General features: G+C 66.5%; 19 protein-coding genes. 14 read left to right on the top strand and 5 right to left on the bottom strand.

Annotation, left to right across the window (positions count from 1 at the left end; translation table 11 throughout):
• The first annotated feature begins 194 nt into the window (after window positions 1-194).
• Both VE759_RS19920 and VE759_RS19915 read left to right on the top strand, forming a co-directional pair.
• Complete coding sequence (locus VE759_RS19920; RefSeq protein ID WP_324935639.1) at window positions 195-680, top strand: hypothetical protein; 486 nt, start codon at window positions 195-197, stop codon at window positions 678-680.
• Between the two features lie 576 nt (window positions 681-1,256).
• Window positions 1,257-1,799: a DUF3455 domain-containing protein gene (locus tag VE759_RS19915; protein ID WP_324935637.1), complete on the top strand. Its 543-nt coding sequence runs from the start codon at window positions 1,257-1,259 to the stop codon at window positions 1,797-1,799.
• Between the two features lie 358 nt (window positions 1,800-2,157).
• Here VE759_RS19915 and VE759_RS19910 read toward each other — a convergent pair whose 3' ends face one another.
• Window positions 2,158-2,895 carry an IclR family transcriptional regulator gene (locus VE759_RS19910; RefSeq protein WP_414687960.1) on the bottom strand — a complete coding sequence of 246 codons (738 nt, stop codon included), beginning with the start codon at window positions 2,893-2,895 and terminating at the stop codon, window positions 2,158-2,160.
• 91 nt (window positions 2,896-2,986) lie between these two features.
• Here VE759_RS19910 and VE759_RS19905 point away from each other — a divergent pair, with 91 nt between their 5' ends.
• The 6 genes from VE759_RS19905 to VE759_RS19880 all read left to right on the top strand — a co-directional run bounded on the left by VE759_RS19905 (window position 2,987) and on the right by VE759_RS19880 (window position 11,911).
• A complete protein-coding gene (locus VE759_RS19905; RefSeq protein WP_324935633.1) occupies window positions 2,987-4,153 on the top strand; it encodes a pyridoxal-phosphate-dependent aminotransferase family protein in 1,167 nt (388 codons plus the stop codon).
• Between the two features lie 213 nt (window positions 4,154-4,366).
• The gene (locus VE759_RS19900) at window positions 4,367-5,698 is read left to right on the top strand and encodes an MFS transporter (protein ID WP_324935632.1); all 1,332 of its coding nucleotides are present in this window, start codon (window positions 4,367-4,369) and stop codon (window positions 5,696-5,698) included.
• Window positions 5,699-5,791: 93 nt separating this feature from the next.
• Complete coding sequence (locus VE759_RS19895; RefSeq protein WP_324935630.1) at window positions 5,792-8,752, top strand: FAD-binding and (Fe-S)-binding domain-containing protein; 2,961 nt, start codon at window positions 5,792-5,794, stop codon at window positions 8,750-8,752.
• Between the two features lie 71 nt (window positions 8,753-8,823).
• Complete coding sequence (locus VE759_RS19890; protein WP_324935628.1) at window positions 8,824-9,972, top strand: CoA transferase; 1,149 nt, start codon at window positions 8,824-8,826, stop codon at window positions 9,970-9,972.
• On the top strand, window positions 9,969-10,769 hold the full coding sequence (locus tag VE759_RS19885; protein WP_324935626.1) for an enoyl-CoA hydratase: 801 nt from the start codon (window positions 9,969-9,971) through the stop codon (window positions 10,767-10,769). Before VE759_RS19890 ends, VE759_RS19885 begins: the two co-directional genes overlap by 4 nt.
• Before the next feature lie 245 nt (window positions 10,770-11,014).
• Window positions 11,015-11,911 (top strand): alpha/beta fold hydrolase, encoded by an 897-nt coding sequence (locus tag VE759_RS19880; protein ID WP_324935624.1) that lies wholly within the window; start codon window positions 11,015-11,017, stop codon window positions 11,909-11,911.
• A gap of 79 nt (window positions 11,912-11,990) precedes the next feature.
• Here the strand turns inward: VE759_RS19880 and VE759_RS19875 are convergent, their stop codons facing one another.
• Window positions 11,991-12,308 carry a hypothetical protein gene (locus VE759_RS19875; RefSeq protein ID WP_324935622.1) on the bottom strand — a complete coding sequence of 106 codons (318 nt, stop codon included), beginning with the start codon at window positions 12,306-12,308 and terminating at the stop codon, window positions 11,991-11,993.
• Window positions 12,309-12,531: 223 nt separating this feature from the next.
• Between VE759_RS19875 and VE759_RS19870 the strand changes: the two genes are divergently transcribed.
• The 6 genes from VE759_RS19870 to VE759_RS19845 all read left to right on the top strand — a co-directional run bounded on the left by VE759_RS19870 (window position 12,532) and on the right by VE759_RS19845 (window position 17,712).
• Window positions 12,532-12,786 (top strand): hypothetical protein, encoded by a 255-nt coding sequence (locus VE759_RS19870; protein WP_414687959.1) that lies wholly within the window; start codon window positions 12,532-12,534, stop codon window positions 12,784-12,786.
• Between the two features lie 53 nt (window positions 12,787-12,839).
• Window positions 12,840-14,183: a type IV secretory system conjugative DNA transfer family protein gene (locus VE759_RS19865; RefSeq protein ID WP_324935620.1), complete on the top strand. Its 1,344-nt coding sequence runs from the start codon at window positions 12,840-12,842 to the stop codon at window positions 14,181-14,183.
• 315 nt (window positions 14,184-14,498) lie between these two features.
• Window positions 14,499-14,945 (top strand): hypothetical protein, encoded by a 447-nt coding sequence (locus VE759_RS19860; protein ID WP_324935618.1) that lies wholly within the window; start codon window positions 14,499-14,501, stop codon window positions 14,943-14,945.
• Between the two features lie 170 nt (window positions 14,946-15,115).
• Window positions 15,116-15,778: a hypothetical protein gene (locus VE759_RS19855; protein WP_324935616.1), complete on the top strand. Its 663-nt coding sequence runs from the start codon at window positions 15,116-15,118 to the stop codon at window positions 15,776-15,778.
• Between the two features lie 63 nt (window positions 15,779-15,841).
• Entirely contained in the window at window positions 15,842-16,798 is a 957-nt protein-coding gene (locus VE759_RS19850; protein WP_324935614.1) for a hypothetical protein, read from the top strand.
• A 74-nt stretch (window positions 16,799-16,872) separates the two neighbouring features.
• Window positions 16,873-17,712 carry a conjugal transfer protein gene (locus tag VE759_RS19845; RefSeq protein ID WP_324935612.1) on the top strand — a complete coding sequence of 280 codons (840 nt, stop codon included), beginning with the start codon at window positions 16,873-16,875 and terminating at the stop codon, window positions 17,710-17,712.
• 5 nt (window positions 17,713-17,717) lie between these two features.
• Here VE759_RS19845 and VE759_RS19840 read toward each other — a convergent pair whose 3' ends face one another.
• The 3 genes from VE759_RS19840 to VE759_RS19830 form a co-directional block, all read right to left on the bottom strand.
• Complete coding sequence (locus VE759_RS19840) at window positions 17,718-18,824, bottom strand: F420-dependent hydroxymycolic acid dehydrogenase (protein ID WP_324935610.1); 1,107 nt, start codon at window positions 18,822-18,824, stop codon at window positions 17,718-17,720.
• An 87-nt stretch (window positions 18,825-18,911) separates the two neighbouring features.
• Window positions 18,912-20,516: an alkaline phosphatase family protein gene (locus VE759_RS19835; protein WP_324935608.1), complete on the bottom strand. Its 1,605-nt coding sequence runs from the start codon at window positions 20,514-20,516 to the stop codon at window positions 18,912-18,914.
• Window positions 20,517-20,572: 56 nt separating this feature from the next.
• The coding region (locus tag VE759_RS19830; protein WP_324935606.1) for an Hsp70 family protein at window positions 20,573-23,133 on the bottom strand (2,561 nt) is incomplete at its 5' end.

Raw genomic sequence — 23,133 nt, 5'->3', positions numbered from 1 at the left:
GGGCCGTGATAAGGCGCGCCGTCTGGCTCCGCCGCGACTCGCCGCCAAACAGACAGCGGCAATCTGTCCCGTCCGCAACGGTCAAAAGCGGCTATCACAAACGGTATTCAAGAGAATCGCCTCAGGCGTCATTCACAGCATCTTCTTGGCTGCGATACATCCGCCGCACAACGTCGGTGGGCAAGGTCGAAGACATGACCGAGACACCCGGGCGCCCCAGCGATCCGCCGCCCGAACCGAATTCAGACGAGACGACCGAGCCGACGCCCGCGGCGACTGGCGAAGCGGCTACCGAGCCGACGCCCGCGGCGACTCGCGAGGCTATTACCGAGCCGACGCCCGCCGCGACGAGCGCACCGACAGCCGAGATGACCGGAACTGCGCCGCGTACTGCCGATTCGAGTGCCAGGTGGCGTTGGCTGAAGAACCCGAATCGCATTGCGGCGTCGGTCGCAATCATCGCCGGCGCTGTCGCCGTCGTCGCGGCCGTCTTCACGAGCGGATTCGTGGTGGGTGCGCACGCCGGTGGTGAACACCACGACCGATGGAGACAACATTCCGAGATGTCAGCTGGCCGTGAACACACGCCGCCGGGCAAGATCTGGATCATCCCGGGACGAGGACACGACGCTTTCATCGTCGCCGGATCAGGCACTGGCGTCTACGACGGATCTGATTGAGGCGGATCTGCGAAGGGTGCCCGACGGCCACCTCGGCGCCGAGCCTGTGCATGGCGATGGACATTGCAAGGCCGGCCGGTGAGCACAACGATCGACGGAAGCGACGCTGCTCAAAGGGTGACTGACCGTGGTTAATTCGAGTGGCGTCCCGCGGGTTGTCAGCGTCTGCTCAGTACTCCTCAGCGTGCTCTCAGCGCACATCTAGCAGTCTCGTCCGGGTATACGAACCGCAACGACGCAGTGCAGCAACGTTATTCATAGCCTGTGCGCTCTTTCCACCACCTGGGGAAGGGTGTTCACGACTACCCGGATGGAGCATCGATGTCCTGGCCGCGCTCATCGGGTTGGTCGGCTACCAAACTATCGACGTTGCCCGCCATCCGCTGCGGCCGTTGCCCGCACCGGCCAACCGCCACACCGGCAAGGCACAACGCCCCAACGGGGAACTCGTCACCGTGTCGGCCGGCTAGTGGCCATCGTGTTGCGCAGCGAGTGAACTGCGTCACTGCAGCGACCGGTGCCGCACCTGATGTGCGTTGACATGTTCGTTCAGACATTGAGCCCGGAAGGGGACAAATGAATCGCAGGACGCTGCTGTTGGCGATCGCGTCGAGCATAATTGGGGTGGCTGCGTGTTCGTCTGGTGCACCGCCCGCGACGACCGCCACGCCCGTGTCCCAGCCGGCGATCCAGGAAGCCGACGTTCCGCCGCCGCTGAAGGTGCCGCCAGGAAACAAACTGACCGCGTCGCTGGATGGCGCCGGTGTACAGATCTACCAATGCTCCAACGGCGCATGGAACCTCCTGCAACCCGCCGCGACCCTCAGTGACCAAGGCAAGCCGGTGGGTCTGCACTTCAAAGGGCCCATCTGGGTGTCGACCCTCGATGGCAGTGAGGTGGGCGCGACGACTGTGGCAACGGTCAACCAGGACGGCGCGGTGCCGCAACTGTTGTTGAAGACCACCCAGAACCAGGGGCAGGGAGCCTTCAGCAATGTGAGCTATGTGCAGCGGCTGCGGACCAACGGCGGCACGGCGCCGTCTGGTTCGTGCATCAACGGTGTGCAGCAGGCCATCAAATACTCGGCCGTATACCGCTTCTGGTCCGCCAGCGCCTGACGTGCGAGCACACGCGGTAATGATGAATCGGAACATCTTGCAGCACAACGTGAAAACGGATGCATAGAAGTTTGCCGGTCCACATTCGTCGGCTCGCCTGACCCGCCTCTCAGGCGCGGGTGAGCTCGAAGAGCGGAATGACGCGATCGGTCTTGGTCTGGTAGTCCGCGAGCACGGGTACCAGCTGGGTGACCCGCGCGTTCGTGATCGTCGGTGAGGGAGTGACGTCGTGAGCTTTTCCACCGCGACTGCAACCACCTCATCGGCGGCAATTGCAGAAGCACGGGTTAGAACCGCGCCAGCGAGAAATTCATGAACAACTCCGACGCCTCGACCGATCGGGGTTGTTCCACACGCTTTAGCCAAGCCGGGCGCTGAGACTGCTGGCCGCCTCAGTCACTGCGGCGCCGAAGGCGGCTTCGGATTCCTCGGTCAGGCGGCTGATCGGAATGTTCACACTGAGGCCGGCGATCGGTTTCTCGTGGCCTCCCATGACGGCTGCCGCGACCGAGCCGACGTCGGACCTCCATTCCCCGTGATTGACGGCGAATCCCCGCCGCCGGATCGCGGCCAGCTCGGCGCGCAGCTTGTCCGGGTCGGTGATCGTCGTGTCGGTGTAGCGCGGCAGCTCGTCGGCGAGGAGTTGCCTGATGACCTCGGGGCTGCTGTTCGCGAGCACGGCCTTGCCGTTGGCGGACGCGTGCAGGGGGAGGGCGTGCCCGAGCGCCATGTTGGTGCGTACCGGTTTGTCCGTCTCCAGCCGCTCGATCAGGACCATCTTGCCGCCCTCGGGGACCGTCAGGTGAATGGTTTCCTCGGTGTGCCGGCGCAGGTCTTCCATGATCGGCACGGCCGCACCGCGCAGATCGAGATCGCCGCTGGCACGACCGCCGACCGCGAGTGCCTTGGTGGTCACCACCCACCGGGTAACCCCGCCCGACGCGGGGCGAATCCACCCGGCTGTATCGAGCGTGACCAGCGCGCGCTGCACCGAACTCTTGGGCATGTCCAGTACACGAGCTAACTCGCCGACGCCGACTGGCTGCCGGGATGCGACCTCTTCGAGCACGCGGAGCGTGTTCAGGACGTTCCGCAATGCCTTGACTCCTCGATCACTCAAACCTACCCTGACTGAACCTTCCTACGGCACAGTGTGCCATTTAACGGCACGGAATGGAATTGGTGTAGTGACCGCTCGCAGTGGACGGCATTTCCTGCAAATCCCCGGACCGACGAACGTCCCGGATCGGGTTCTGCGCGCCATCGCGCAACCGACCATCGATCACCGCGGACCCGAGTTCGCCGAGCTCATTCGGGACCTGTTGCAGCGGGTCAAACCGGTGTTCGGCACCACGGGTCCGGTCATGATCTATCCCTCGTCGGGCACCGGGGCGTGGGAAGCGGCGCTTGTCAACACCCTCTCGCCAGGCGATCGCGTGCTGGCGTTCGAAACCGGTCATTTCGCCAGCCTGTGGCGTGAGATGGCGGAGCGTCTCGGGCTGGTTGTCGATTTCGTTCCCGGCGACTGGCGGCGGGGTGTCCAGCCGGCGGCGGTCGCCGAACGGCTGGCCGCCGACACGGCGCACAGCATCGCGGCGGTGATGGTCGTCCACAACGAAACCTCGACCGGGGTCGCGAGCCGGATACCAGAAATCCGGGCAGCCATCGACGACGCGGGTCATCCCGCGCTGCTGCTAGTCGACACGATTTCATCGCTGGGGTCCATCGACTACCGACATGAGGACTGGGGCGTCGACGTGACGATCGGCTGCTCGCAGAAGGGGCTGATGCTGCCCCCGGGTCTGGGCTTCAACGCGATCAGCGAGAAGGCACTCGCAACCGCACCGATGGCGCGGCTGCCGAAGGCCTACTGGGACTGGGCGCCCATCCTCGAGGCCAACGAGCGCGGTTTTTACCCGTACACCCCGGCCACCAACCTGCTCTACGGCCTGCGGGAAGCGTTGCTTCTCCTGGAAGAAGAGGGGCTTCCCAACGTGTTCGAGCGGCACAACCGCCACGCCGAAGCGACCAGGGCAGCTGTCCGGGGCTGGGGCCTCGAGGTCCTGTGTGCCGACGAGCGCGAGTACTCAAGTTCCCTGACCGCGGTTTTACTGGGCGAAGAACACGATGCGGACAAGGTCCGCCAGATCATCCTGGACCGCTTCGACATGTCATTGGGCACCGGCCTAAGCAAGCTTGCCGGGCGCGTGTTCCGGATCGGCCACCTCGGCCACTTCAACGACCTGACGCTCGCCGGAACCCTCGCCGGGGTCCAGATGGGGCTCGAACTGGCCGGCGTGACCGTCGACCCCGCCGGTCTCCAAGCCGCGCTACAGGTGTTGCGCGCTGAATGAACCCGCGCGAGCGCCGGGCTTTCGACGACGAAAGGAAGTGATCGGCTGGCCACAGCAGTTTCTCGGTCGATCACGTCGTAAGGCTGCTACGACGGCACGGCCGACCCGCGAGGTCGGCGCTGGAAACCGGCACCTGCCTCCCGCTCTCGACTCGCATTGCTTCGACCCAGGCCGGCGCCGACCGGGCCGGCCACCTACAAGGAGGTAGGTCGTTTGATCGAGCGTGCCCCCCGGGGCCTGTCCCACATGAAGCGGTGGACCTATATCTTGCCGGTCATCGTCTTCATCTACGTCATTTGCTACATCGACCGAACCAACATCAGTTTCGCGCTGCCCCACCTCAAGACCGACATGCACCTCACCGGGGCCCAGCAGGGTCTCGCGAGCGGCATCTTCTTCTGGGGCTATCTGCTGCTGCAGATTCCCGGCGGATACATGGCCGAACGCTGGAGCGCGAAACGGTGGATCGCGATCCTGATGGTGCTGTGGAGCGTGGCCGCGATGGCCTCCGGCTTGACCCACACCTTCGGCCAACTGATCCTCGCCCGTTTTCTCCTCGGGGTGGCCGAGGGTGGCGTGCAACCCGCGCTGATGGCCACCATCCGGTCCTGGTTCCCCTTCGCCGAACGAAGCAGGGCATACGCGATCTTCAAGCTGTACACCCCGATCGCGGCAATAGTCGCCGCCCCGTTCTCCGGCATCATCCTGACATACGCAGACTGGCGCTGGATGTTCATCATCCAGGGCGGCGTTCCGCTGGTCCTCGGGCTCATCGCCTGGCTGGCGGTGATCCACGACACGCCCGCCAAAGCGGGCTGGCTGTCGGAGACCGAGCGCAACTTCATCGAGAGGTCTCGTATCGAGGAAGGCGAGCCACTCAAGCACCGCGGGACGTTCAAGGCCGCCTTCACGAGCCGAATTGTGTGGCAGTTCGCCCTCATCTACACGTTGACGCAGATGGGCCTGCTCGGCCTCACATTGTGGCTGCCGAGCGTGCTCAAGAAGGCTTTTCACACCGACATGCAGGTGGGTTTCGTCGCCATCCTGCCCCAGGTCGCCGCGGGTGTCGCCATCATTCTGGTCGGTCGGTCGGCGGACCGCCGCGGCAGCCACGTCGCCCATATGTCGGTGGTCCTCGGTTGTGCGGCGGTGATTCTCGGCGGCGCGGGCCTGATCTCGCCGCAACAGAAGTGGCTTGTGCTCGGGGCAATGATCCTCGGCACGGCGGCGTCGATCGCCTGGTACGGGCCGTTCTGGGCGACGGTTACCAAGCTCGTCCCCGCGGCGGCCGCGGGCGCGGGATTGGGCCTCATCAACGGCGTCGGCAACCTCGGCAGCTTCTTCGGACCTTATATCGGGGGATGGCTCAGCGACCTCAGCGGTGGGGGATATGCGCTCACCCAGGTGTTCTTCGGTGTGGTCTTCGGCATCGCGGCACTGCTCGTCCTCACGTTGCGAAAGCAACTGCGAGCGGCGACGAACCCCCAACCGCCCCCAATGGAGAAAGAACCAAAGGAGGAAGAACCGGCGCCGAATCCCGCGTGACTTATCTAACTCACCGCGGCGGCGGGTCCCCTTGCGGATCGGCCGCCGCGGTGGCGCCTGTTGCAAATGACAACGGCTCGAAAAGGACTCGTGATGACCCTCCCCGCATCTGACGCGGCCGCGAACGATCGGTCAGCCGTGGCCCCGCGCCTAGAGCGTGTGCTCCGCGCGACGTTGGACGGCGAGGTCGCCTTCGACGACTACAGCCGCCACATTTTCTCCCGCGACGCCAGCATGTACTCAATAACTCCGCTGGGCGTCGTGTTTCCGCGTCACGCCGACGACGTCGCCGCGGCCGTGAAGGCAGCCGGTGAGCTCGGTGTCCCGATCGTGGCCCGGGGCGCGGGAACGAGCCTGGCCGGCCAGACGGTGGGACCCGGTGTGGTGCTCGACCTGTCCCGGCACCTGAACCGCATCGTGGAGCTCGACCCGGTGGCCCGCACCGCGCTCGTCGAGGTCGGGGTGGTGCAGGATCGGCTCAACCAGGCCGCCGCCGCCCACGGGCTGATGTTCGGCCCAGACACCTCAACCAGCAACAGGGCCACGATCGGCGGGATGATCGGCAACAACTCCGCGGGAAGTGGCTCGCTGACGTACGGCATGACCATCGATCACGTGCGGGCACTGGACGTGGTGCTCTCCGACGGCTCGCGCGTGCGGCTGGAACCCGTCGACGATGCCGAGCGGAAACGCCGGGCGACGGCCGAGACGCTGGAGGGCCGGATCTACCAGGCACTCCCGGACCTGATCGTTGCGAACGAGGAGACCATCCGGGCCGGGATGCCGGCGTTCTGGCGTCGTGCCTGCGGCTACCGGCTCGACCGGCTGGTGGGATTCGGGGAAGACAAGCCATTCGATTTGGCCAAGTTCGTGGTGGGTGCGGAGGGCACACTGGTAGTCGTCACCCACGCCCTGGTGGACCTGGTGCCCAAGCCCGCGCGCACGGTTTACGCCGTCGGCCACTTCACCGACACCGCGAGCGCCATCGCGGCCACCACGGATGCATTGAGCTGTGAACCCCATCAGGTCGAGCTGATGGACCGCACGATCCTGGAACTGTCCCGGCAGCGGATGGAGTACGCCGAGCTCGGGAACATCCTCGTCGGTGACCCGGGCGCACTGTTGTTCGTCTCGTTCGCCGGTGACGACGAGGCGAGCCAGATCGCCAAGCTGGACCGGCTCGACGGGCTGTGGCGGCAGAACGGGCATGGCTACCACACGCTGCGCGCGGTCACTGCTTCCGATCAAGCGGCGCTGCTGAAGGTTCGCAAGTCCAGCCTGGGCCTGCTGATGGCCGCCGGCGAGGGCACTCGGCGCCCGCTCGCCTTCGTGGAGGACACCGCCGTCGATCCGGCTCGGCTGGCCGAATACACCAAGCGGTTCAAGGAGATCCTCGACGCCCACCAGCTGGAGGCAGGCTTCTACGGCCACTGCTCGGTGGGCTGCCTGCACATCCGCCCGTTCGTCGACCTGTCCAAACCGGACGAGGTGGCCACGATGCGTGCAGTGGCCGAAGCGGTCAAGGATCTCGTGGCCGAGTACGGCGGGGTGAACTCCAGCGAACACGGAGACGGCCTCGCGCGCAGCGAGTTCAACCGGGAGATCTTCGGCGACCACCTGTATGAAGTGATGCGCGCGGTCAAGCGCATCTTCGATCCCGGCAACGCCATGAACCCGGGCAAGATCGTCGACGCGCCGCCGATGACCGACAACCTGCGCGACCGCGACGCGCTGCCGCCCGCCCCGCCCCTGAGGACGGCGCTGCGGTTCGACGTCGTCGGCGGCATGCGTGGCGCCGCGGACCGCTGTATGAACATCGGCCTGTGCCGGAAATCCACTTCGGGCGTGATGTGCCCGTCCTACATCGCCACCAACAGCGAGGAGCACTCCACCCGCGGCCGGGCCAACGCGCTGGTGAAAGCGCTGTCCGAGCCGGACCCGCACGCCGCGCTGGGCGGCGAGCGGCTGCACGAGATCCTCGACCTGTGCCTAATGTGCAAGGCCTGCAAGAGCGAGTGCCCGATGAGTGTGGACATGGCCTCGCTCAAGGCCGAGACGCTGGCGCACCACCACGAGATCCATGGAGTCCCGCTGCGCTCGCGTATCTTCGGCTCGATCCGCCTGCTCAACCGGATCGGCTCGGCGACCGCCCCACTGTCGAACCTGCCCGGGCGGACCGGGTTCGTGCGCCGGATCCTCGACCGTGCCCTGGGCATCACGGCTGCGCGCCCGCTGCCCGTTTTCCAGCGGGACAGCCTGCTCCGCTGGTTCCGCCGCCGTCGGGGGGCCCAGCCCCGGGTCAAGGCGACGGTCGGCACCATCACCTGGTTCGCCGACTCGTTCACGACCTTCACCGAGCCGCGCATCGGCAAGGCGGCGATCGAACTGCTTGAGCGCTCCGGCTGGCGGGTCGAGCTTGCGAGCGACGGCTGCTGTGGTCGGTCGAGCATGTCCAAGGGGCTGCTCGACGACGCGAAGAAGAAGGCGTCGGCGTTGGTCCGCTCGCTCGCGATGAACACAGACCCGGGCTCACCGATCGTCGGCTGCGAGCCGTCGTGCCTGTTCATGCTGCGGGACGAGGACGTCGCACTGTTGCCCCGCTCGGAGTCGGTGCACGCGGTCGCGGGCCGGGTCAGGCAGGTGGAGGAGCTGCTCGTCGAGGCGATCGACGAGGGTCGGCTGACCCTGCGCGCGGATTCCCCGCTAGCGGGGCGGCGGATCGTGTTCCACGGTCATTGCCACCAGAAGGCCGAGGTCGGCACGGCCGCCACGATGGCTTTGCTGGGCCGGATTCCGGGCGCGCGCGTCGTCGAGATCGACTCCGGTTGCTGCGGGATGGCCGGCTCGTTCGGTTTCGAGTCGGAGCACTACGACATGTCCATCACCGTCGGCAACGATCGGCTATTCCCGGCCCTGGCGGCGGAGCCGGAGGACACGATCGTGGCCGCGACCGGCGTGTCATGCCGGCAGCAGATCTTCCACGGGGCGGGTCGCACCGCGTGGCACCCGGTCGAGCTGGTGCGCGAGGCGCTGGCCGGCCCCGGCCGAGAATAGGAGAAGGCGGGCTGGGAAACATGAAGGCGGAGGACACATTGACGACAGGATCGAACCCACCCTTGACGGGCGTGACGGTGCTCGAGGTCGGCGCGTTCATGGCCGCCCCGTACGCGACGCTGCAACTGGCCGACCTGGGGGCCCGCGTGATCAAGGTGGAGAATCCCGACGGAGGCGATCCCGTCCGTGCCACCGGGCCGTTCGTCCACGGGGAGAGTTCTCCGTTCGTGCGGCTGAACCGCAACAAGGAATCGGTCACACTCGATCTCAAAGCTGAACGCGACAATGCCGCGTTTAGGCAGCTCGCACGCGCGGCAGACGTCCTGGTTGAGAACCTCCGGCCGGGAGCGATGAGTCGGTTGGGACTCGATTATGCGACCCTGCGCGAGGAGAACCCGCGGCTGATCTATGCCTCGGTCTCGGGGTGGGGCCAGGACGGCCCCCTCGCCCACCTCCCTGGTCTGGACATCATGGCGCAGGCGCGCAGCGGCCTGATGAGCGTGACGGGCTTTCCAGACCACGAGCCGGCCAAGGTCGGCGTCCCGATCTGCGACCTGGTGTGCGCGCTGTACGTCGCCCTGGCGGTGACCGCGGCGCTGCGCGAGCGCGACCGTTCGGGGAAAGGGCAGCACATCGATGTCTCCCTCCTGGAATCCGGAGTCTCGTTCGCGGTATGGGAAGCCGGCACGTATTTCGGTGACGGAACGGTCCCGCGCCCGCACGGGTCCGCACATCAGAACAACGCGCCCTACCAGGCGGTGCGGACCGCTGACGGGTACGTCACCATCGGCGCAACCACAGCCAAGACCTGGCCGGCGTTCTGCCACACCCTGGGCCTGGACGACCTACTCTCCGACCCGAGATATGGTGACGCCTACTCCCGCCGGCTGCATCGAGAAGAGCTCATCGAGGCCATCGAAAAGGTCACCACAACCAGGACTGTGCGGTCCATTGTGGACGACCTCGAGCTGGCGGGGGTGCCGTGTGCCCCGATCCTCGATTACCGACAGGTGTTCACCGACGAGGCGTTGCGACAACGGAATTTCTTCTGGGACGCACCACACCCCACCCTTGGGCCGGTCAAGCAGCTGGGGTCCCCGATGCGCTTCTCCCGCACCCCTGTGCGGCGGGCACATGCAGGACCGCCGCTGGGCGATTCGACCACAAAAGTGCTCGCGGAAATCGGCCACGTCGACCGAAACGGTGATGAGCGGCGTTGAGCACATCCGAAGTTGAGGTCGGCGCCGAAAACCACGTGCTCACCGTGACCTTCAACCGGCCGGATCAGCGGAACGCCATGACCTGGGCCATGTATGAGGCGCTCGAGCAAGCCTGCGACCGAGCCGACTCCGACGGCGACATTCGGGTCATGGTCCTGCGCGGCGCCGGCGGTCGCGCATTCGTCGCCGGTACGGATATCAGCCAGTTTGCCCGGTTCGCCACCGGTCAGGATGGTGTGGACTACGAGCGCCGGGTCACCACGGTGCTCGACCGGCTGCAGGCCGTGACGATCCCCACCGTCGCGTCGATCGACGGCTACTGCGTCGGCGGCGGCCTCGGCATCGCCTGCGCGGTCGATCTCCGTGTCGCGACACGACGAGCGAAATTCGGAGTTCCGATCGCACGCACACTCGGCAACTGCGTCTCGGCGGCGACCCTTGACTTGCTCGTCCAGAACTTCGGTCACTCACGCACGATCGCGCTGCTGCTGACAGCCGAGTTGATGAGCGCCGAGGAGGCCCGTGCGGCGGGATTCCTCGTAGCGCTAGCGGACGATCTGGAAAAAGCAACCGAAACGATTACCGAACGCATTCTCGCCCACGCGCCGTTGAGCATGTGGGCATCCAAAGAAGGCCTGCGAAGACTGCACCGCAGCGGACGCGACGCTGACGTGACTGACATCGTCTCGCGCGTCTACGGCTCCGCTGACTTCCGGAACGCGGTCAACGCGTTCACCACGAAACGAGCGCCGAGCTGGAATGATTACCGCGACTCGACAACCGGCGAAGGCCCGTAGTGCCGCAAGCGGGGATCCGCGATTTCGGCCGCTGGGCGAGCTCCGTCGGTGAGGTGGCCGGTGGGAATCTCTTCGGGCACCAGCGGTTCCCAGAGGAACGGATGCAGGAGCCGAACGCCGAACATAATCAGACTCCGGGGCCATCACCGCCGTCAGGCCGCGTGTCACACGTCGACAGTCCGGTTACCGCCCGGTAGCCTACGAATACGTAGGTTACTGACGGGTAGCGGAGCCGGGGGCAGGCAGTGAACGAGCTGAAATACGTCAATCTGCACGGCGAGCGTGTCGCCTACCGAGAGGCCGGTCAAGGCCCGGCGGTGCTGCTGGTCCATGGCATGGCCGGCAGCTCGCGCACCTGGCGAGCGATCCTGCCACGACTTTCGGAACGCCATCGCGTTCTGGCCCCCGACCTGCTCGGCCACGGGCAGTCGGCTAAACCGCGCGGCGACTACTCGTTGGGCGCCTTCGCGGTGTGGCTGCGGGACTTTCTCGATGTGTTGGGCGTGGCGCGGGTGACGTTGGTCGGGCATTCCCTCGGCGGCGGGGTGGCGATGCAGTTCGTCCACCAACATCCCGACTACTGCGACCGGCTGGTCCTGATCAGCAGCGGCGGGCTGGGTCCAGAACTGGGAAAGACGCTGAGGCTGATGTCGGCGCCGGGGGCCGAATTCGTCTTGCCGGTTATCGCACCGCCGTTCGCCGTCTCGCTGGGTGACAAGATCAAGTCGCGGTTGGGGGCGATGGGTATTCACAGTGCCAGGGCCGAGGAGACGTGGAATGCCTACTCGTCGCTATCGGATCGCAACAGCAGGGAAGCGTTCTTGCGCACCTTGCGCTCGGTGGCCGACTACCGCGGCCAAGCCGTCAGCGCATTCAACAGGCTTCACTTCGCCTCCGGGTTGTCGACGCTACTGATCTGGGGCGATGACGATGCCATCATTCCGGTCGCGCACGCCGGCGCGGCCCAACGCGCGCAACCGGGCAGCCGGCTGGTCGTCTTACCCCGCGTAGGGCATTATCCGCACGTCGAGGCCGCCGACACGGTGAGCACCGAAATTCAGGAGTTCGTCGCCACCACCGCGCCTTGGCAATGGCGGCGCCATCGCACCCGACCGGTCGCCAAAGATCAACCGCGCTGCTGAGTTTGGGGGCTGCGTCGGTGCCGATCCCGGCGCCACGGCCGGGCTACCACATCGCGACCTAACGGGTATGGCGTGTGTATCACCTACCGTGGCCGCCCCCGCCCCCGCCGAAGCCGCCGCCATGGCCGAAGCCGCCGCCGTAGCCGCCCCAGTAGCCGCCCTCGTCGTAGGGATATTGAGGCCCAAAGCCCACTCCCCCAGGGGAGGCGTTGATCTCGCTATTGCCGGGCGGCGGGCTAATCAGGGTGGAGTGGGTGCCCGGGCACACCGGCTCTCCGCCCATCATCGTGCACGGCTGCGGGGCGCTAGCGGCCATGGCCGTCGGTGCGGCAGCAATCGCGACCGCCGCAGCCCCCGCCGCCAGCAGTGGTGCGATGTGCCTGAGGTTGATTCGCATGGCCGAGCTCCTTTAATGGTTGCGTCCTGATCTCGACTCATTTCAGGATCGCTTCCCAGCGAAGCGCTGTCATCGCTGCTGGCACCGATTTATGGTTGGTGCCAACGGGAATCGTTTGGTACGGGTTAGCAGCCAGCGGCGCTGAGCCCGGCCAGTCGGCCCCGGCGCAGCGGCGACTGCAAGCGCCAAACATCGATCAAAGCATCGGGACCGCAAGCGGGACATGGTCGCGGCGCGGCATCGCAAGATCACTAACCAGCGCAAGGACTTTCATCACAAGCGGGCCCGCGCCCTCGTCGAGCGCTACGACTTGCTCGTGGTGGACGATCTGCAGAACGCGAAATGCTGCGGCGGCCCTTCGAGGGCTTGCCCGTCACGCGCAGGCCGCGTGAGAAGAAGCCGGCGACGAACGGCGAACCGGCTGGCGTTCCTGGACACATACTGGTGGGGCGTCGCGTCGGCGGCCCGGATTGTATGAATCGCGCAGAAGTGGTGCATAGCAGCGACTCTCAGCGGCCATAGCCTGGGATCGTGGGTGACGAGTACCAGGGGCCGGTGATGCCGTTCGGCGGCTGGGTCAGGGATCAGCGGGACAGGTTGGTGCCGTTGGAAACCGCGCCGCACATCCTCGGTTTGGCGCCGCCGGGCACCGGTAAGACGCGGCGCTGGCTTGCCCAAAGCGCAGTGCTGTGGCCGGGAGCGGCGGTGGTGTCCTCCAGCAAGGACGACCTGATGCAGATGGTCGCCTCGCGCAGGTGGGGACGCGGCATGCTGCTAGATCTGCGTCCGATCACCCCGCCCCGTTACCCGACCGAGTTCACCCCGTGCCGCTACGACCCGACCGAGTTGATCAACACGCTGGAAGATGCTCAGGCCGCTGCCGAAACGCTGCTGGGCATGTCGTCGGTCGGCTTCGCCGGGGCGCAGGCGCGTACCGCGGTTGAGGGCGCGATGTGGGAAAACCTCGCCTTCGCGCCGTTGACCTGCCTGCTGTATGCCGGTAGCCCGGCCGCACTCGGACTGGGCATGCGCTGGGTGCTTGAGGCCGCCGAGAACGTCGCCCAACCGAACGGCCGGCCAACGCCGCAGAGCACGCAACCGTCATGGGCGCAGGCTGCAATATGGTGCGGCGATGCGCTCTTCGAGGCGCGGGTGCGCGGCGTGCTCGACATGGAGCCCAAGCAGCGCGACTCGGTGAAGATGACCGTCACCAAGACCCTGACCGCCTGGCTGCGCACCTCGATCCGGGACCGCGATCTGCCCGCGTTCGACCCCGCGTTTCTCGACGATCCCGCCGCCACCCTCTACGTGCTCTCGCCGGCCGACGGCACCGTCGCACCCTTAGCGGTCACGCTGATGGAGCAGCTGATCCGGCGACAGCGCATCAAGGTCGCCCAGTGGGAGCAATACGGCCGGCTGGGAATGTTTCTCGACGAACTACCCAACACCCCGCTGCCCAAGATCCTCCAGTACTTCGCCGAGGCGCGGGGTTTAGGTGTGTCGATTTGCGCTGCCGCGCAGGCCAGTTCACAGCTCGATGTGGTCTACGGGGCGCTAGAGGGACGCGCCATCCGCGACGTGGTGCCCGCGACATTGATCATGTACGGCGCACATGAGGAGGAGCTCATGCGCGCCGCGGCCTTCTGGGCCGGCAAGACCACCCGCAGCGACCAGTCCTACCTGCACAACGGCGACGACAAAACCACCGGCCGCTACTTCGGCAACGCATTCGAGCCCGAGGAACTCAGCCCCCGCAACATGGACCAGGCCCGGCTGCTGGTGCGCGGAACGCCCGGCCGCATGGTCAATCTCATCGACTGGACCGACTTCGTCAAGCTGCTCGACGAGGCGCGGGCCGCGCGCAGGGCGGTATGACAATCCCCGATCATGTGAGTGTCGTCGGTTGACCGGTGACGTCAGAGAGGCGCCGTCCAGCGCGCTCTACTGTCGCTCTAGCCTCCAATTGAGAGTTTGCTACAGAAGTCAGTGATAAGACGCATATCTACGCATCGCTGCAGGTTGCAATTCTATTCAACCAGTGGAACTGCTTGCATCGGTAAGTATGTGACGTTTGCCGGCTTTGTAATTTACCCGTGCGCGGCAATAGAGTGGCCCAGTCGGTTTCGACAAATGACAGGGGAGGAAACGATGCTGAAGAAGTTAGTGACTAGCGGTGTTGCAGCCTGTGCCATGGGGGTTGCCCTCGCCGCAGCGGCCTCGGCGGAGCCGTCCCCCAATCCCAATCCGCCGGCTATGCCCACCGCCAACGGTCAGAATCCGGCCAATCCGGCGGTTGCGGGTTCTAATGGGCAGGCGCCGACCTGCGTCGTGTCGGCCAACACCCCGCCCCAGGCGGGTTCCGGCACGGTCAACAACCCTGTCCAGGGTGCGCCGGCGGCGACGTGGCGTGAAGTCGCCACGCTGCAGGGCTCGGCTGCTTCGGACCTCGGCCTGCCTGCCGGACAGACCATGAAGGTCTTCTGCGCACCAGCTGGCACACCCAATCTGGCAGAGCAGCCGGTCGGCCTGCAGAACCCGGGCCAGACCAACCCGGCGACGAACCCGGTGCAGAACCAGCCCGGGCAGACCGGCCCGCAGAATCCGGCGCCGCCGAACCCGGCGCCAGGTCCGCAGTAAACCGCTCGGAAGCATACAAAACAGGCCTCGCCCCGCCGGGCTCGAAACGAGTTCGACGGGGCGAGTGCTGTTACATGGCCGGCGTGACTCGTCGACGGCGGCGGTGAGCGGTCGGCCCGGCGGCGAAATTAATGCACAAGCACCCCACTCGGTCGCCTTAGGCTCGCAGCATGCCGGCTCGCATCAGCGACGATAGGTTCGACGAGGTGCGCCGCGCCTGGATCGCGGCCCATCAGGATTGGTCGACCATCCAGCGCCGCCGCGCCGAGCTGCTGGGCCGCAAGGTGCGTGCCCGCCAGCGCGCGGTAGCGGCGGCCGTGCCGGATCCGCACGACGACATGGCGATCCCGCCGCTCTGGCTGCGGAGCACCAAATCGGCTGGGTCGCAAGTGGAAATGCTGGCGGCGGTCCTTGTCGCAATACTGACGCCGATCGGGTGGCTCGCCGGTTGGCTGCTGAAAATGCTTGTTGCGCGGCTGGTTCCAGATACACTTCGTGCGTATCCGATCCCCGCACTGCTGTGGGCCGGCGCGCTGCTGGGACTGTCTGTTGTCCTGTTCTACAACCCGGAGCCGACGCTGCGACAGATTGTGGTGTCGCCGTGGGTGTGCGCGCAGGTGGCCGCTGCTCCGTTCATCGCGGGCGTGTACGGCATCGCCGACGGCTGGCTGGCGGTCACCGGATCGGATCAATGGTGGCCGCTCACCCCGCCCAAGCGCCCGATGACCGCCGAGGACGCCAGCCTGATACTCGGCCCCTATGACAGCACAGGGCCGGGACTGCTTGACGCACAACCGCTTCCCGAGCCCGGCGAACGGTCCCAGTCGTGGTGAGCCGCACTCGCCTGCTCCCCGAACATGTCGGCGAGGGCCTAGTGGACCTGCGAGGGGTGGTTGATGTCTGACATCGACAGCACCGAGCAGTGGTTGGCCGACGTGTTCGGGCCGGACCCGTCGGCGGCGCCGGCGGCGGGCGATGAGGCGACGGAGCAGGACGAAGGCGGCGTCGACCGCGGAGTGGCGAATCTCGACGCGCCGGCGGATGGCCCGGCGTCACGCAACGAAAGGACGCCAAACGCCAACGCCGGGGCGGCGAAGGCGGCCATCGTCTTGGTCGCCGCATCGGCGGTCGCGATGACGGCGATCGTGGCTACGCTGGTGGGTTTCGGTAACTTTGCGTCGCCGTCACCGCCGCCTCAGCCGGTGGCCGCTGCCACGGTTGTAACGCCGAGCGGCGCGCCCGCCGCCCCACCGGTCGGCGAGGATCAGGCGATTCCGTTCACCGCATCGGCGAACTGCCCCGCCGGGTCCACATCGGCGCAGGCGCTGACCGACACCGGCACCGACTCGGCGTGGGTGTGCGTGCGCGGCGGGGTGGACGGCCAGGTGCTACACGTCGAATTCGGCCGCGCCTATGTGCTGAACGCGGTGTCGGTCACGCCCGGCTGGGTCGCGAAAACCCCTGGCGGAAAGGACGAATGGTTGCAGCACCGGGTGGTCACCCGGGTTCAGTACATCTTCAACGACTCTGAGCGCACCATCGTCACGCACGACACCGGTAACACGCACGGCCCGGTGGTGCTGCCGCTGAAAAAGATTCTGGCGTCACGGGTGACGGTGATCGTGCTGCACACCTCCCGCCCGCCGGCAGAGCCGGCGCCGACGGAAAGCCCGAGCATCGTTGCGCGTCCCGGCTTCGTCGACTCAATGCTCGGCGCCGGCGGCGCCCCACTCGCACCGGACGCCACCCAAACCTTCGAGCCGGTGGCGCCGGGGGAGCAGGGCGGCGGCGACCCCGTTGACGCGACGTTCGCAATCAGCGGGTTGAAGTTTCTGGGCCACCAACCGAATTGAGCACCGTGGCGCTGTCTAAGACGTGGCAAGGCCGGCTTCGGCGGTGGCGGGAGCACTGTCGTCGGTTGGGCCGCGTGGCGTTGATCGCCGCGGCGGTGTTCGGCGCGGCCGCCGGGTGCAAGCTCTTCCTGACGCCGGATGCCCCCAACGTCGCGGCGGTCGCACAGCGGGTCGATAACCGGCGGGCCCAAGTCGGCGGATTCGCCGCTGATTTCGTGGTGAGCTGGCTAACCGCTACCACCGAGCAGCGGCGAAACCTAGCGCATTACATCACAATTCCCGACAATGCGCTCACGCTGCCCACCACGCCGGCCGCGGTGGTCACCGCCCCGCAGGTGGTTTCAGTGATCAACACCGGCCGCGTCGGAGACGCCGACGTGTACGCGGCGACCGTGTCGGTCTCCGAACGACCGTACGCCTCGGCCAGCCCCACCCGCGCGTTCTACCGGGTCCCGGTGGCAATGTGGAGCTATCAGCCCCGCGCGCTTGCGCTGCCGGCGCGCATCAACGCGCCGGGCCCGGGCGCCGACTTCAAACTGGCGTATCCGCAGGGGCTTTCGGCCGACAGCCCGGTCTACGCATTGGTGGAGGGGTTCATCCGCACCTACCTGACGGCCACGACTGGGCTGGACCGCTACGTGGTCGCCGGCACGGTGCTGGCCCCGGTCGGCGGGTATCAGAGCGCGGTAGTTACCGGCGCGGCGAGCGCTCGTGGTGTGCCGGGCGCGCCGCGCGGCGGAGAACAGATTCGTGTACTGGCCAGCGTGGCGGCGCGGACGTCGCAGTTCGCCACCGTCAACCTCGTCTATCCGCTGACCATCGAGAACAGCGCGGGCACATGGATGGTGGCGGCGATTGATCTGACGCCGCAGATCAGTGGCACGAGCGACCCGGTGCCGGTGGGCACGGGATGACGAAGTTAGTGCAGTTTGGGTAACACCTGAGTGCGGTAGAACTCGATCGCGTCGGCGGGATTCTGCTGGGGAAAATGCAGAAACGGAGTGACACCTTGATCGAGGATGGCCTGAACCGCGGCCACGTGCTTGGCGGGATCGCGGCCGGTCGTCCAGCCTTCGGTGATCTTGTCCAGCGGCGTCGCCTGGGCGGCTTGCTGAATGTCGACGGGGTTGGGGCGGTCTATTTTGAAACCTTGGCCGGCGAAGCGCCACAGCTCGGCGGCGTGGCTGATCTCACCCTGGTCGCCCACGACGGCGAACAGTTCGACGCGCTTACCCAGCGTGTTGGGGTCGCGACCCGAGGCTTGTGCGCCCTGAACGAACGCGGCGGCGAGCTTGGCGTCCTTGACGGCGGACGGCTGGGTGATCCACCCGTCGCCGTATTGGCCGGCCAGCTGTGCGCTCTTGGGACCGCTGGCCGCCACGAAAATCGGCGGCGGTGGCGCCGGCACGTTGTAGAGCTTGAGTGCGTTCGTTTGAAAGTACCGCCCGGTGAACGAAATCCGCTGGCCGCTCCAGAGCTGGCGGGTCAACTGGATGGCTTCGATAAGCCGGTCGTGACGCTCCTGGTATGGCCCGTATTGTCCGGTGGCTGCCTGCTCGTTGAGTCGTTCGCCGGTGCCCACGCCAAGGAATATTCGACCGGGAGCCACGAGGCCCAGCGAGGCGAACGACTGCGCCACGACGGCCGGATGGTAGCGATAGATGGGGCAAGTCACTCCGGTGCCGAACGTGATGTTCTTGGTCTTTTCGGCCACCAGTGCCAGCGTGTGCCACGGAAACATGGAATGGCCCTCGTTGTCTTGCCAGGGCTGCAGGTGGTCGCTCGCCCACAGATAGCGAAAGCCCGCGTTTTCCGCCGCCTGGGCTTGCTCGACCAGTTCGGCGGTGCTGAACTGCTCGTGGGACAACACGAATCCGACGCCGCTAGGTGTCGGGGGTGGGGGAGTCGCCGGCTTCGACGGCGAGCCGGACGGAGACGACCGGCCGCAGGCCGCCGCCAGCCCGGCCGCGCTGATACCTACTCCCGCCGTCAGGCGCCCGAACGTGCGTCGTGAAATATCACTCATTGGACGCGAATACCCCAAATCCGGTCATCGCATCCGGTGTGATGTGTGCGGTTTCTCGGCGTATGGGTATGGCCACGCCGGCGACGACTACTGCGGGTTGCCGGTGCGCGGGTTCAGGGTCAGCGGCGGCTGAGTGGCGCCGGTGAAGTCGAACATCGCGCTGAGGGTGCCGGCGCGTTCGTCGAACGAGTCGTCGCCGATGCGGGGAAGTTTCCAGTTGTCCTCGATGAACCGCAGGATCGACGTCTGGTCGGTGACCGTATGGTCAACGAAGTTCGTTTTGGCGTACGGGGAGATCACCAGCAGCGGCAGCCTGGGGCCGTAGCCGCAGCGGCCCTGGTACGTGGAGGGGGGCGTCGTCGCGGTTCCGCACATGGCCGGTCCGTTCAGCGCGTCCTGCGGGGTGGTCGAGCCCGACACGATCGGCGACGCTTTGTGGTCGTACCAGCCGTCGGAGTCGTCGTAGGCGATGACGATGGCGGTGTCGTTCCAGTCGGCGAGGCGCTGCACGTGGCTGATCGTCTCGACGAGAAATTGCTGCTCGTCGACGGGATCGGAGTATTGCGGGTGGCCGTCTTGGTATCCCGGCGCCTTCAGGAAGCTGACTGCGGGTAGGTGGCCGCTGTCGGCGGCGGCCCAGAAGTCCGATAGGTCGTATTGGTGGTTGGCCTGATCGGTGTGGCCGATTTGATCCGGTGAGCTGGGCGGCTTGTGATGCGGATTGGCCGTCGACGGGTAGTACTGGAACGGCTGGTGGTGGGGGATGTAGTCCTCCTTGGTGCCCAGCGGCAGCGCGCCGGTTTTTCCTGTGCCGCCCAGTATTTCGCCGACGTTGTGGACGGCTCCACAGACCGCGGTGCCGTCGGGCTTGGTCGCGGTCGGCCGGAAACCACCCTGAAAGTAGCCCCAGGTGATGCCCTTCGCGTTGAGCAGGTCACCGATGTTCTTGTTGTCGCCGCTGAGCTGGATCTGATCGCGGCTGGAGCAGTCGTCGCCCAGCGGTTGGGCGTCACCGATCACCGTGCCCTGCCCGTTGCCGGTGTTCTCGATGACCCCGCCGGCGGGAAAGGCCATACCCCCTGGCATGTATTCCTTCACGACACCATGGGTCTGGCCCGCGACGAGGTTGAGGTGTCCGGGTGTCGAGGGCCCGAAGGTGGTGTTGTAGGAGTTGTCGCTCATCGCGTAGTGCTGGGCGTAGTTCCACAAGGCGGTCACGCTGTTGCCGTCGTAGTAGCCCATCACCAGCCCGGGAGCGCTGAAGACCGGCGGGGCGCAGGTCGCGGTCTCGGTGTGCTGCACGAACTGGTCCATCGCTCCGCCGTGGAATGCCAGCTGCTCGGCGGTATATTCGTGGTTCTGATCACAGGTCACCTGCTGGCCCGTGCCGCCAAGGCGTATCGGCTGCGCCGTATTGGGGTTGTGCGTCAACAAATCCGGGGTTAGCCCGTCGACGGCGGGGGTGTCAGGCCGGGCGGTGAACGGCTGGCCGTCGGTGTTGGCGGCGCGCGGGTACGTCGCGAAGTAATGGTCGAACGAGACGTTCTCCTGGAAGATCACTACTACGTGGTGGATCGGTGTGGCGGTACCGTGCTCCGGCGTAACGCTGGGCGTCTTGGTGGAGCACGAGGCCGCGATCAGGGTCAGCACCGCAGCGGTCGCGGCCACAGCACGGCGCGGCCGGGGAATCACATGCGGAGCCTTCCGGTGATGAGTGGCTTACAGGTAAACCACAGCTTTCCGATTGGCTAATCAAGAGCTGAAAGGCCGCGGCCGAAGGTGGCATCAGCACGGCTGGCGATCAGTTCGAGGTCGGTCTCGCCATAGGTGGCCAGCAGCAATCCGACAGGCGACGCACAAGCGATCAACTGGCGCCGGGCCGCGCTGACAGCCGCGGCCACTGTCGGTGTGGGCAGCCGATTCGAATGCATCGCGTGAACGACGGCCGCCGCGGCCGCCGCGGCTTGCGCGCCGCCGACGCTAATCAACGTGGTGATCACCGCAGCGGCGCCCTGGTCGATGAACGCCGCTGGGAAAATGCCGACTTCCGCGCCGACGACGTCGGACCCAGTTCCAAAGAGCAGGACGAGCGGCGCCGGCGCGGTGACTGCCCGGCGGCCCAGCGAAACGCTACCCGGAGCGAGCCGCGACTTGCTGCCGATCAACAGCTTCGGCGTCCCTTTGCGCATTTCGGTGTCGGCCAGCACGACCAGCAACTGCGGCGCGACGCCGCGGGCCGCCCTGCGCCACGCGCGCCAACTGCTGACCCGGGTGCATTGACCCACCGCGCGCCCGCTCAGCGTCTTTTCGAGCGTCTCGGTGAGTGGTTGCCAGGGCGGGCTGAGCTCGTCGGCGGAGTCGGCAGCACCGTAGAGGACCGGACGGAGGGAAAGGGGCGCCAACCGGGGGCGAGCCGGCAGCCGTTTCACGGGTTCGGCAGCCACGGTGCGAATGATCGCCCGGCTCATCCCCCAGAAGGCGTACGGGCACACCGTCTGTGCCGATGCATGTGAGATTCCGGCGCCCCGTGGCGGGTTCGGCCGCGACAGGCAGCCACACAACGCGGCGCCGGGTTCGGGTGCCACCCCGTCGTAGGCCAGTTCCAAAGGCACGATGGGTAAATCGCGGCGGGACTTGACAGCAATCGTGTGAGCATCAGTCACGCCGATGTCGGCGAGCGTGTCCGCCAATCGGCGGCCGAGGCGGGCAAGGTTGATCAGCAGTGTGACTGCCGCGGGCTCATCCAACCTGTCCGGAGCGTCGTTGCCGGACAGAACCTTCGACGCGGATTCTTGCATGACGGCACTGATGGCAGTGACGACGGATAGGGGGACTTGGGTCGGGGCGTCGGTACCGAGTCGCTTCAGGGCTGTCGCCGTGCACTCGAGCGTGGCTTCTGCTTTGGTCGTGTCCGCGCGCGGCTCGACTGTGGCGCTCAGCGGCACGTGCAGCAAGCGGACATGGTCTCGCAATGAGGGTTTAGTTCGAACCGGAGCCGCCAGCTGCGCGGCGTGGACAGGCCTACCGTCCCGAAGGACGCGGATGTTCAGCCGGACACTCGATCCGTCGCCGCCGGTGGTGAAGGACACGGAGGCCGCGGTGCCGGGCTTGCTGCCATCGCACCCGGGCGACAACGGTGCGCTGCGCTGGATGGTGCCATCCGCACTGGAGACGTCCACAACCAGCCCGACGGCCGGCTGGCCGTGCTCGATCCGAACGTGGAGCTCATGTTCGCAACCGGGGGCCAGCGCTCTTGGGCAGGCCCTGCCGTCGCGCGTCACCTCCGCCAGCAGCGAAGGGGTGGTCGCTTTTCCGTCAGCGGACCGTTGCCTGGGTTCACCATCAACCTGGCCGTGTCGAGAACGCGCGGCCGGCGGCCGGAACGATGTGTCGGCACGGGCGCCGGACGAAAATGTTCCGCAGTAGGCGGCGCCGCGGGCGATTATCGTCCTCGGGTCGCCGAGATCTGCGAGAAACGCAAGCTCGCCGAGGCGGTGCCGCAGTGTCGGGTTGCGAGCCGCGGCGCCGGTCGCGACGATGACGGTGCCAGCGGAGGACTCCTTGAGTTGCTTCGCGACCGTGAGCATCTCGCGGGTCAGCTCGACGGCCGCGTCGAGATATCCGCGGGCCAACGCGTCGAATTCGGCACGGGTGAGCCGCAGAACCGCCGGCTCCGGAGCGATGTCGATGTTGATGTCCGCCGAGGTGGCGCCGGATAGTGTGGTGATGGCTTGGCGGACGGCTAGGCGCAACCGCAACGCGTTGCCGGAAAGCGGTTCGCCGAGGGCGGCTCGTACGCTCGGCAACCGAGTTTGCAGTGAACGGCAAACCCAGTCGCGGACGCGGGCCTCCAACGCCAATCCGCCCAGTCGTGTGACGCTGCGGGAACCCACCGGAGCATAGCTGCCGTCGTACTGGCGGACGCACGCCACCGCGTCGCATTCAGCTGCACCAAAGTCGATTACCACAATCGCCGGCGCCGCGAGCTGCACATCGGTCTCGATGAACCGAGTGATCGCCATCGAGTCAGGCACCAGTTTGGACCGCCGGCATACAAGCAAGTCGGCCGCCTGCTGCAGCCCATTCCGGCGCGCCGAGCGCTCTGAAGACGATTCGGACTGACTGTCGGGATAAGTCAGCACCAGTTCCTGAGGAATCTGGCCGCCGGTCACTTCACGTGCCCGGCTCAGCGCTTCAGACAACACCGCCGCGACCAAGCCGGGAACGTAAACCTTCGGCTTGACCGGCCCCAACGCCCAATCCATCGGGTTAGTCGCCAGTAGGCGTTTCGGATGGAGCTCCAGGGCGG

Source organism: Mycobacterium sp. (assembly GCF_035640695.1).
In the GTDB taxonomy this organism is placed as follows: Bacteria; Actinomycetota; Actinomycetes; order Mycobacteriales; family Mycobacteriaceae; genus Mycobacterium.
Note: the sequence above shows the minus strand (reverse complement) of the source record. Positions and strands in the feature narration are given on the sequence as shown.